The 9,526-nt window shown below is 29.3% G+C and carries 14 protein-coding genes; 4 read left to right on the top strand and 10 right to left on the bottom strand.

The window, feature by feature from the left end; translation table 11 throughout:
- Window positions 1–305: 305 nt before the first annotated feature.
- From J4Q03_RS20395 to J4Q03_RS20370, 6 genes are all read right to left on the bottom strand, one after another.
- Window positions 306–593 carry a DUF6876 family protein gene (locus tag J4Q03_RS20395; RefSeq protein ID WP_426049953.1) on the bottom strand — a complete coding sequence of 96 codons (288 nt, stop codon included), beginning with the start codon at window positions 591–593 and terminating at the stop codon, window positions 306–308.
- A gap of 26 nt (window positions 594–619) precedes the next feature.
- Window positions 620–829 carry a hypothetical protein gene (locus J4Q03_RS20390; RefSeq protein WP_426049952.1) on the bottom strand — a complete coding sequence of 70 codons (210 nt, stop codon included), beginning with the start codon at window positions 827–829 and terminating at the stop codon, window positions 620–622.
- A 237-nt stretch (window positions 830–1,066) separates the two neighbouring features.
- Window positions 1,067–1,336, bottom strand: coding sequence for a hypothetical protein (locus tag J4Q03_RS20385; RefSeq protein WP_426049951.1), 270 nt, complete (start codon window positions 1,334–1,336; stop codon window positions 1,067–1,069).
- A 36-nt stretch (window positions 1,337–1,372) separates the two neighbouring features.
- Window positions 1,373–1,783, bottom strand: a complete 411-nt coding sequence (locus tag J4Q03_RS20380; protein ID WP_426049950.1) for a hypothetical protein — start codon at window positions 1,781–1,783, stop codon at window positions 1,373–1,375.
- Window positions 1,784–2,920: 1,137 nt separating this feature from the next.
- Window positions 2,921–3,361 carry a hypothetical protein gene (locus J4Q03_RS20375; RefSeq protein WP_426049949.1) on the bottom strand — a complete coding sequence of 147 codons (441 nt, stop codon included), beginning with the start codon at window positions 3,359–3,361 and terminating at the stop codon, window positions 2,921–2,923.
- A 48-nt stretch (window positions 3,362–3,409) separates the two neighbouring features.
- Window positions 3,410–3,676, bottom strand: coding sequence for a helix-turn-helix transcriptional regulator (locus J4Q03_RS20370; protein WP_426049948.1), 267 nt, complete (start codon window positions 3,674–3,676; stop codon window positions 3,410–3,412).
- Window positions 3,677–4,636: 960 nt separating this feature from the next.
- Between J4Q03_RS20370 and J4Q03_RS20365 the strand changes: the two genes are divergently transcribed.
- Genes J4Q03_RS20365 through J4Q03_RS20350 form a run of 4 tightly spaced genes read left to right on the top strand, consistent with a single transcriptional unit; the run spans window position 4,637 to window position 7,352 of the window.
- The gene (locus tag J4Q03_RS20365) at window positions 4,637–5,098 is read left to right on the top strand and encodes a LexA family protein (RefSeq protein WP_426049947.1); all 462 of its coding nucleotides are present in this window, start codon (window positions 4,637–4,639) and stop codon (window positions 5,096–5,098) included.
- A gap of 2 nt (window positions 5,099–5,100) precedes the next feature.
- Window positions 5,101–6,363, top strand: a complete 1,263-nt coding sequence (locus J4Q03_RS20360; RefSeq protein WP_426049946.1) for a Y-family DNA polymerase — start codon at window positions 5,101–5,103, stop codon at window positions 6,361–6,363.
- A 3-nt stretch (window positions 6,364–6,366) separates the two neighbouring features.
- Complete coding sequence (locus J4Q03_RS20355) at window positions 6,367–6,990, top strand: SOS response-associated peptidase family protein (protein WP_426049945.1); 624 nt, start codon at window positions 6,367–6,369, stop codon at window positions 6,988–6,990.
- A complete protein-coding gene (locus J4Q03_RS20350) occupies window positions 6,990–7,352 on the top strand; it encodes a hypothetical protein (protein ID WP_426049944.1) in 363 nt (120 codons plus the stop codon). Before J4Q03_RS20355 ends, J4Q03_RS20350 begins: the two co-directional genes overlap by 1 nt.
- 11 nt (window positions 7,353–7,363) lie before the next feature.
- On the opposite strand, the gene J4Q03_RS20345 is transcribed toward J4Q03_RS20350, so the two are convergent.
- From J4Q03_RS20345 to J4Q03_RS20330, 4 genes are all read right to left on the bottom strand, one after another.
- Entirely contained in the window at window positions 7,364–7,963 is a 600-nt protein-coding gene (locus J4Q03_RS20345) for a hypothetical protein (RefSeq protein WP_426049943.1), read from the bottom strand.
- Window positions 7,964–8,116: 153 nt separating this feature from the next.
- On the bottom strand, window positions 8,117–8,350 hold the full coding sequence (locus J4Q03_RS20340) for a hypothetical protein (protein ID WP_426049942.1): 234 nt from the start codon (window positions 8,348–8,350) through the stop codon (window positions 8,117–8,119).
- Window positions 8,351–8,377: 27 nt separating this feature from the next.
- A complete protein-coding gene (locus J4Q03_RS20335; RefSeq protein ID WP_426049941.1) occupies window positions 8,378–8,866 on the bottom strand; it encodes a thermonuclease family protein in 489 nt (162 codons plus the stop codon).
- 118 nt (window positions 8,867–8,984) lie between these two features.
- Window positions 8,985–9,377 (bottom strand): hypothetical protein, encoded by a 393-nt coding sequence (locus J4Q03_RS20330; protein WP_426049940.1) that lies wholly within the window; start codon window positions 9,375–9,377, stop codon window positions 8,985–8,987.
- Window positions 9,378–9,526: the final 149 nt, after the last annotated feature.

Here is a 9,526-nt window from a genome sequence, read left to right as displayed (position 1 = left end):
ATGGCGTGTCGCATGATTGTTCCAAGTTCTGGGAGCGATGGCACGAGCTCAGCGAATTGATGCGTACAAAAAACGCCTCCGGAAGATCTGCAGCTTTGCGTTTTTGTCGCAAAAAATGAGCTGGCCAAAGAACCTGGTACAAAAAAATGCGACACTGAAAGTAAATGCAGAACTGAAAAGGGCAAAGCAGAGGGGTTCTGCTCCTTTTTTTTGTCACAATTTTTGACCAAAAATTGTGACAAAAAAAACGCTCATAAAAAAACTCCCATATAGGGAGTTACTAATTAAAGCTTTACAGGGCGATTTTATCGTTCATTAGGAAAACATAATACATTGTTCTCAAAATAAAGTTTAAGTTTATTTACGGTACAATTAGGTAGCATTACAGCAATAGTACAAACCTTGTTATAATTACCATCATCCAAAACCAGTAAAAAATTGTTTTTATATTTTCTTTTAAGTCGCCAAACTTGAAATTCTTCTACTGATACATCTACTCTATCCTGCATATCAGCAATGATTATTTTCAAAAACTCGCAACTGTGAGTTTTTAAAAATTCATCTAAGTTGCGAGTAATAAAAAATCCTTTCATTTTGATAATTTTTATAATTTTAATATTTATAAAGATTTAATTTTTTTCTGAGCTTTAAGAGGAAGCTTTTTGAAAATCCATTTTGTCAGATCATAAATATTTTTTAATTCAGGTTTAAAAAATATAATGACTTTGTGAATTACTTTGTTCCAAAGAAATTTTAAAATTTTCATCACTGTAAGGATGATTAATAAACTTGCTATTACTGCTAAGATTGAAATAATATAATTTTCCATTTTAATAATTTTTATATTTTAAATATTTATTCGATTTATAAGGTTTATAAGGTTTGTTAAAAATAGACGTAGCAGGTATGAATGATGTCTAAATATTTTTTTTCCTTTTCTGTAAATGTTTTACCTGCATCTTGAAAATGTTGTTCGGGGCTTTTCTGCGTATATTCTTTTTCAAAGGATTTAAAATCCTTTGAAAAAGTTATGATGAATGTTGCATTGAGATAATAAATTATGGTTTTAATCATTTTTATATTTATTAAGATTACTAGATTTATTTAATTCACGGTTTTGTTTTTGCTTAGGTAACATTTTTTGTAAGTCGCCGTTTGCATTATTTATGAGATAATCTACTGTCCAGACTTCCATATAATAATTAGGAATTTCATCATTTAGAATCATTTCTTTTGCTCTGCTGTTGGCTTCATATCTTGCATATATGTAGCCGAAATAAAAACTTGATAATACTACTATAATTATAGCAATTAGGATAAAAATTGATTTTTTCATTTTTAATATTTATTAGGTTTATATGATTTATAAGGTTTATAAAGAAAATTCTACTTTTTGACCATATTCATTATAATAAAATCTATTTTCAATAATGTTATTATAAATTAGTCTTAAATCATCTTTACATAATTTACTAATGTAAAAATATCCAGTATTATGTTCTTCATCTTTATCGAAATCCTGAGCAGAAGAAAAAACACCATCTGAAACATCTAAAATTATTGGGTCAATATCTAAATCAATATGATACTTATCACAAGCTAACATATAAAAAGAATCATTAAAAAAAATCGGTTTACCTGATTTTGCACAAAGTGTGTTTGTAGCAATATTATTAATTATTTTATTTTTCAATTCTTCGATATTAATTGTATCTAATGTTATTGTTTCTCTATTATTCTTTACTAAGAATATTTTTTTTATTTTTTGAAATACTGTTTTCATAATTTAATATTTATAAGGTTTGTAAGGATTGTAAAATTTTAAGTTTTTATTATTTGGTATTGAGGACACGAGTTTTTTTTTTAGTGGACGTTTCTGAAATTGAGAAATGATAATCCTTTCGGATTTTTTTAAATTTTTCGGGAATGTCAAAGAACTTCTGCGTTTTGCATTATTCGTATAATTGAGGTGTCGTTTTTCTTTGCTAATTGACGACAGAAATAATGAAACCAACAAAACCGGAACGGCTCGAAACTTTTTTGTGGTGGGTTTGATTTTGCAAAAATCGGATTCCCAAAAAAGTTTTTTTGTGCAGGAGCGTTATTTCTTAATTTGCAATGATAAAAACGCCCGATAATTCGAATAATGTGAATGCAGGAAAGTTCTACATTCCTGAAAAATTAAAAATCCGTTTAAAGGATATTTCGAAATTTTAGGAACTTCCACACATCAAATAAAGAAATTCCATCGTAGGTGGATTTTGGTTTTGCTGCCATGAAAAAGGCATCGGGAAAAGCGGGGGATTGAATGGCCGAAAAATCAAAAAAGGGGATGGCGTGTCGCATGATTGTTCCAAGTTCTGGGAGCGATGGCACGAGCTCAGCGAATTGATGCGTACAAAAAACGCCTCCGGAAGATCTGCAGCTTTGCGTTTTTGTCGCAAAAAATGAGCTGGCCAAAGAACCTGGTACAAAAAAATGCGACACTGAAAAGAGGAAAAGCTTAAGGACAGAGGATTTTCGGGGAAGTCTTTTTCCGTAGATAATTTCATTTTTAGAAAAATTGTGCTTTTAAAATGGAAATGACAGCAGTTCCAGTGAGAACGGAACTGCAAAATGGAATGAAAAAAGCTCTATTTTTCGTTAAGAAAATGGAAAGATCGAGAGAAAATAAAAGCAAAGTTTTTAATAAATGAAATGTAGCCCAATCGGGCCAAATGGAATGTTTAAAAGTTTTGCTTTACTTCCCTGAAATCCTTGCGGTGGGGTGGGGTGGCTCTGCGTTAGGGATTGTAGCGATTGTTGGAACTCCTTTTTAATAGTCGGAAAAAACATACAAATAAAAAGTCCAAAACAAATTCCGAACTATAAAAGAGTGACTGCGAAAAGCCCGACCCAAAAGGGAAACGCCCCAATAAAATTAATATCCTAATTTATTGATCTCAGTGAAATAAAATTTTCCTTCATTAAAATATCCTGAAATAAAAATACTTGCATCATTCGTAGAAAAGTAACCATCCTTTTTAGTATCAGAAATTTCAATTTTATGATTAACAATTCCAAAAAATTTAGTTTTATCATAGAATTTTGGCTTAGTATTGAACTCAATTTTATCTTTTTCGAAATTCGCTTTCTGATTTTCTGAAACAGGGCTATTATTTATTTTTTTAATAGAAAAATTATGTAATTCATAGTTATTAATATCTATTTTGGCAAAATATTCAAGCTTTTCACTATCAGAAAATTTACTAATATCAACTCCTTCGGTAATATCTTTATACTTAGAAATAGCAGGATTTTCTTTATTGCATGAAACAACTAAAGTTAACCCTAAAAACGTCATAAAAACTAACTTTTTCATAATTTATAAATTGTAATTGATTGCTTTAATTCCAAATATACGCAACTTTTACAAATCATCAATAATTAATTCACCACTTTTTATCATTAGACACGCTAAATGAAAAAGAGTAGATGCTCCATATTCTTCTCGTAACGCTTTCAAATATTTTTCAATTGAGCTCAGGCTGTTCGGCTTAACCTCCTTTTTTTGAAGTTCAAAAGCAATTTGTTTTTGACTTAAACCATCTTTTAAAAACTCAATAATTATTTCTTTGATCGGATTTTCAGAAGTATTTTTATTTTCCTCTGGATCGATAAATTTAATTTCTTTCATGAGATAAAATTATTGTGAATATCATTGTGATAATTACGGAAAACCGTAGTTTAATGAATATTCATTAATAAAATTAATTCCTATATTTGTGTGATTCTCATGGTTAACTGAGTTTCATGGTTATTAGTTTTTAGTCCTCGAAATAGTCGGGGATTTTTTTTGTATTAAATTTTTTTTAATTGGTTGCTCCTATTAAGCTTTCAGAAGGCTTTAACAGAGATTCTTAATCTCAGCATCAACCCTTTTGTAATTCAGGAATATTACTCTTAAATTTGTAAAATAAATGATCTTAAAATCAGGAAACTTAATAACAAATTTTACCTTTTTGCAATCCGAAAAAACGCTTCGTATCTTTGCAATCTGAAAATTAGCCAAAAAGAGTCAGAGAGAATTTTTAGTATCTTTGTAAAAACAAAAAACTACCTTCAAGTTTGGCGACTGCGGTAGTTCTTAATTAATTTAATCACAAACAAAAAGATTATGATTTAAAGTGTATTGCGCTTTAAACAGAACTTGTTCTGTTTAAAATAGACCCAAAGTGAATTGAATCTACAACAGAGATTTAAGCGCCTCTCTGTGTGGGTTTGTAATATTTAAAAAATAACAATAATGAAAAAAATAGACTGGAAAGGCATTGCAACTTTTGTGAGAGCGTTAGCCGAAATCGTCAAATTATTTATGTAATGCTAATCTTTAAATTCAACTCAGCGATTGCAACTCGCTGGGTTGTTTCTTACGGATCACCGTAATTTTAATTACAGTACAAATGTATTAAAAAATTGATACACAAAACAAATTTGATATGTTTTTGATGGTTTTCCGATACTTTATTGATAAACTATACTTTTAAAATAAATTAAAATACGACAAGTTCTGTCGTAGTGGGCATTTTGATTTGGTACATGAAATTTTAACAACAAATCATAAATTAACTAATAAAAATCTGTCTAATTTTGTAATGTGAAAAGTCCAATTCAACTATTAAAATTTACGGAAGATGAAACTTTTATTATTCCTGTTCTCCCTGCTAAAGTTAAAGCAGGTGGATACGGTAGTTTTGAAAGTCCGGCACTCGATTTTCCAGAAGATACAATCGACCTTTTAAAACTTCTTATAAAAGATAAAGAAACCGTTTTTTTTGCTTTTGTAACAGGTGATTCTTTAAATGGAATAGGCGTATTTGATGGAGATATTTTAATAATTCAGAAAGGAATGTTACCGAAAGAAAACGATGTAATAATTGTTTTTTTAGATGGAGAATTTTATGTTAAAAAATACAGACCAAGTTTCAAAGAAAATTCATCCAGTCTTGAGAGTATTACACTGAAATCAGAAAATCCTGAATATTCAGATTTATATATTTCTTCTGATTCAGATTTTACGTATTGGGGAAGATCTACATGGAACCTACATAGATTATAAAAATGTTCGGATTAATCGACGGTAATAATTTTTACGCAAGTTGCGAGAGGCTATTTCGCCCCGATTTGAGGGATAAACCTGTTATTGTTCTATCAAACAATGATGGTTGCGCAATTGCTCGAAGTCCCGAAGCTAAAGCTTTAGGCATTAAAATGGGCGCACCTGCTTTTCAAATTGAGGATATAATCAAAAAACATAATGTAGCAGTTTTTTCAGCAAACTTTGTTTTATATGGTGATATCTCCAATAGAATTGTCAATATCAGCCGTAGATACTGCCGAGATATTGAGGTCTACAGCGTGGACGAATCTTTTCTTGATTTTCACGGTTACGAATACTTAAATTTAAAAGACCATTGCAACGACCTTAGAAACACTGTTTTTACAGGTTTGGATATTCCGTGTAGTATTGGGCTTGCTCCGACTAAAACTCTGGCAAAAGTTGCCAATAAAATTGTAAAAAAACACTCAGACGAATTAGGACATACCTATGTAATTGATTCTCAAAATAAGATAGAAAAGGCATTAAAATGGCTTCCTTTAGAGGACGTTTGGGGTATCGGAAGAAGATACGCAGAAAGGTTTTCAAGAATCGGAGTAAAAAAAGCTTGGGATTTTACACAATTGCCGGAAGCTTATGTACAGAAAGAAATGGGAATCTATGGGTTACGTATGCATAAGGAACTTAGGGGGATTCCTCAATATGATCTATCTGAGCATAAAGCAAAAAAAGGCATTGGCACAAGTAGAACTTTTGATAAGAGAACAGACAACTTAGAAGTACTGAAAGAAAGGATTTCTACGTTTGCTTTTAAATGTTCTGAAAAATTACGGAAACAAAATTCTTGTTGTAATTTCATTACTGTATTTATAATGACAGACCGTTTTAAAGCCGATCTAAAACAGTATAGTAACTCTATAACATTAGCTCTGCCAAATCCATCCAGTTCAGCAATTGAATTGTCTGCAATGGCTTTGAAAGGTTTAGAAAAAATATACTTACCTTTTTTTCAATACAAAAAAGCGGGTGTGATGCTAACGGAATTTGTCCCGGATAATGAAAGAATGACGAGCATGTTTGATGAAGATTTTCACGAAAAACATAAACCAATTATGACTGTAATAGATCGAATGAATAAACGATTGGGTGCGGACAAAATTAAATTAGGTTCAATGGATATTCAAAAAACTTGGAAAATGAATCAAAAAAATCTTTCACCAAGACATACTACAGATATTAACCAACTCATTAGAGTAAAAGCGTAAATTATGTGCTATTTTATTGACAATTCAAAATTTGGTATTGGAGACGAGAGAGACGAAGAAATTAAAAGAAACATTTCTGCTTACGTTAGTGGTCTAACACATCCAAATGTACCTATTATTACTGATGAAAGTTCTGAGATTATAATTGCAAAATGGCGTTTTAATCCGAATATTCCAGAAACAAATAAAAATATTACAATTGGTTTAAATATTAAATCTGAAAATGTTTCGGAAACAACTATGTTTAAAGAATTTACAGATCAACATTGCATTATTCCTGTCAATGGTTTCTATGAGTGGAAACACTATAATAATTCCAAAATTAAAGTGAAGCATTATATTACTATGGAAAAGGAAGAAACTTTTTATTTAGCAGGCTTATGGCGTTTTTATAACGACAAAAAAGTTTCCTTTGGAATCCTGACAACGCCATCAAATGAATTAATGACCGACATTCATAATAATAAAAAAAGAATGCCTATTTGTTTGAATAAAAAACAAGCTGATATATTTTTGAAAAGTGATGAATTAGAAAATATAATTTTCCCAAATTTAAATCCGCAATTATTAGCATTAAATTTGGAACCTGAAAAAATTAAAGGACTACAAGGAAATTTATTTGAATAATGGAACTAACACCAAAAGATATTTTTATTGATTATTTTATTAATGATCCTACCGATTTAGAAGGATATTTTAACGATGCTATTAATTTAATACATGGGGAAGCCCAAAGAAAAGGTCATGAATTTGACGAATATTTTCAAACAAAATGGCAAGATGCGGCAGATTCTATTACTCAATTTAATGAGTTCTATTTTGAAAATAAGAATAGACGAAAATTGTATGTTTATCTATCAGCATTGATTGATGATGAAATTTTGGGGTATCTACAAGATGCTTATGAAGTTGTAGAATTTGAGCCATTGACAAAGGAACAAATAAAGCTTGAAATCGATAATCTTATTAAAAATGGTACATCTTTTTAGAATTAAAAAGTCTATTCAATAAAAGGGACTAAATGTAAATTCATTTCACCAAATTCTACAGAATACATTCTTTTCACAATTCTAAAAATAGGCGTATTATAAACATGCTCAACATTTTCTGAAATTTCATGATCGCTGAAATCAAGAAAATCACCAACTAATAAATCTCGGTTGCTTAGGATTTCTATACAATCTCCAAACTCGTCATTATCATTATCGAAATGCAGGTAGAAAATGAAAGGATTTTCATTATGTTCAATTATAACTTTTTGATAGGGATTTTTTTGTAGATAATCTTTTATAGATAGATAATAATCATTCCATCTACCAATTATAAATTCAATTGTACTTCTTAATTTAATAATATCCAATAAAAACTCACCCGCTCCCTTTCTGTAATGAATGCTATTATCATTTAATAATACATTTTGAACATCTGAAAGAAGTTTTAAAAAATCCTTTCGACTTATTTTTTCTTTATAATCTTCTATTGTATTAAATAATGAAATATAACTTTCTACAGTATCTCTTTCAGTTCCCAAATCTTTAATGTAAACGGTCAAAGTAGATGTAAGAAAATCTTGTAAATCTAATTGTTGTATATGTTCCATAACCATTTAAAAGTTAATTTTTAAAAATATATTTTTTGTCGCACTTATAAATCCGGATCTTGAAGATATCTACAAAGCTTCAGCAATTTATGCGTACATAAAACAAGAACTGGAGCTGTACCGGTAATAGTTTTTGTACGCATAGATTTTTTATTAAAGCCATCCTTCTCCATAACTTCCAGTTTCATGCATCCAAGTTTTAGAACAAGCTTTGCACTTGTAATAATACTCATCTACATTTCCGAATTGGGATTTTACCTCTTTAAAACTTGTTTGGACTAAATTTTTATGAGGTGGAGTATATCTACCTTTTCCAATAAGTTCTTTACAATCTACGCATAGATCATCAGTTTTTACATCATCCGTTTTTGAATCGTTATTTTCCATGAGTTAAATTTTAATATATAAATATAATTAATTTTGATTTCTAAATTTTCTAAAATCCCACGGAGCAACTGCACGAGTATCGCTCCATAAACCTACCTTTTTATTTCTTGCTGTATTTTCCAATTCTCCAAGCTTTTTATTATTAGAATAACGGAAATACCACCAACCAAGACCTGATTTTATAATTTCTTGTGACAAATATTTATTGTCATAATAAATTTTTGCTATGCTTCTTCCGTAACGGTCTTTATCAGTTTCCAAAAATTCGATAGATTTTCCGAAAATTTGATCACTTGTAAATTTTTTAGCATTTTTACCGAAAGGTTGTCCGCTCTCTGGGCAATCGACTTCTGCTAACCTTAAAGTTTTTTGTGTATTGTTAGAAAGTAAAACCACAACAGTATCTCCATCTTTAATACCTACAACTTTTGCTCTTGTTTGGGATAAAAAAAAATTAGTAGAAAGGAAGATTAATAAGTAAATAAAATTACAAAACTTTGTTCTAAGATTGTCCATTATAAAAGAGATTTATTTTTATATATTTGCCGTTCAATTAGATATGTACACATATTAATGATTGTGATTTGGCGTAAATGGTACAAGAGATTGTACCATTTTTTATTTTTGAAATATTTTAGAATTTTCTACTATCTAATTTACCTGTTTCTTCCAGTGTGTCTAAATTTTTATTATTATCGAAGATTGCAAAAACCAAGTCTTCTGGATATTGATCATCATCAACTAATAATGCTGTAAATTCTTCTCCTTCGAATACACCATTGTAATTTTTTGGAATATCCTCCAATTTGTACCATTTCTTTTCTTGTGTGATTGGTAATATAAAACAACTCTCAACATCATCTAAGTAATCTTCTATTGAAACATAATAAAAAATAAGATCTTTGCTGTCTGATAACTGCCAATAATTTGTTTCATATATATTAAAAGTAACTTCCCAGTCTAAAGGTATTTTGAAATATTTTTTTAAGTTTTGTATTGATGTTTGATAATTTTCTATAATATTCATATTCTATATTTTTTTGAAATTTATAAATTTATTATGTATTAATTTTTGGGCTCATTTAACATAATGTCGATTATGACAACTTTTTTTTAATGTACTTCTGTTGATTATCAATAAGTTAATGAAATTACGAAATTCGTAATTGAATAATC

The sequence above is a fragment of the Chryseobacterium sp. NFX27 genome, assembly GCF_049887855.1.
Classification (GTDB): Bacteria; Bacteroidota; Bacteroidia; order Flavobacteriales; family Weeksellaceae; genus Chryseobacterium.
Note: the sequence above shows the minus strand (reverse complement) of the source record. Positions and strands in the feature narration are given on the sequence as shown.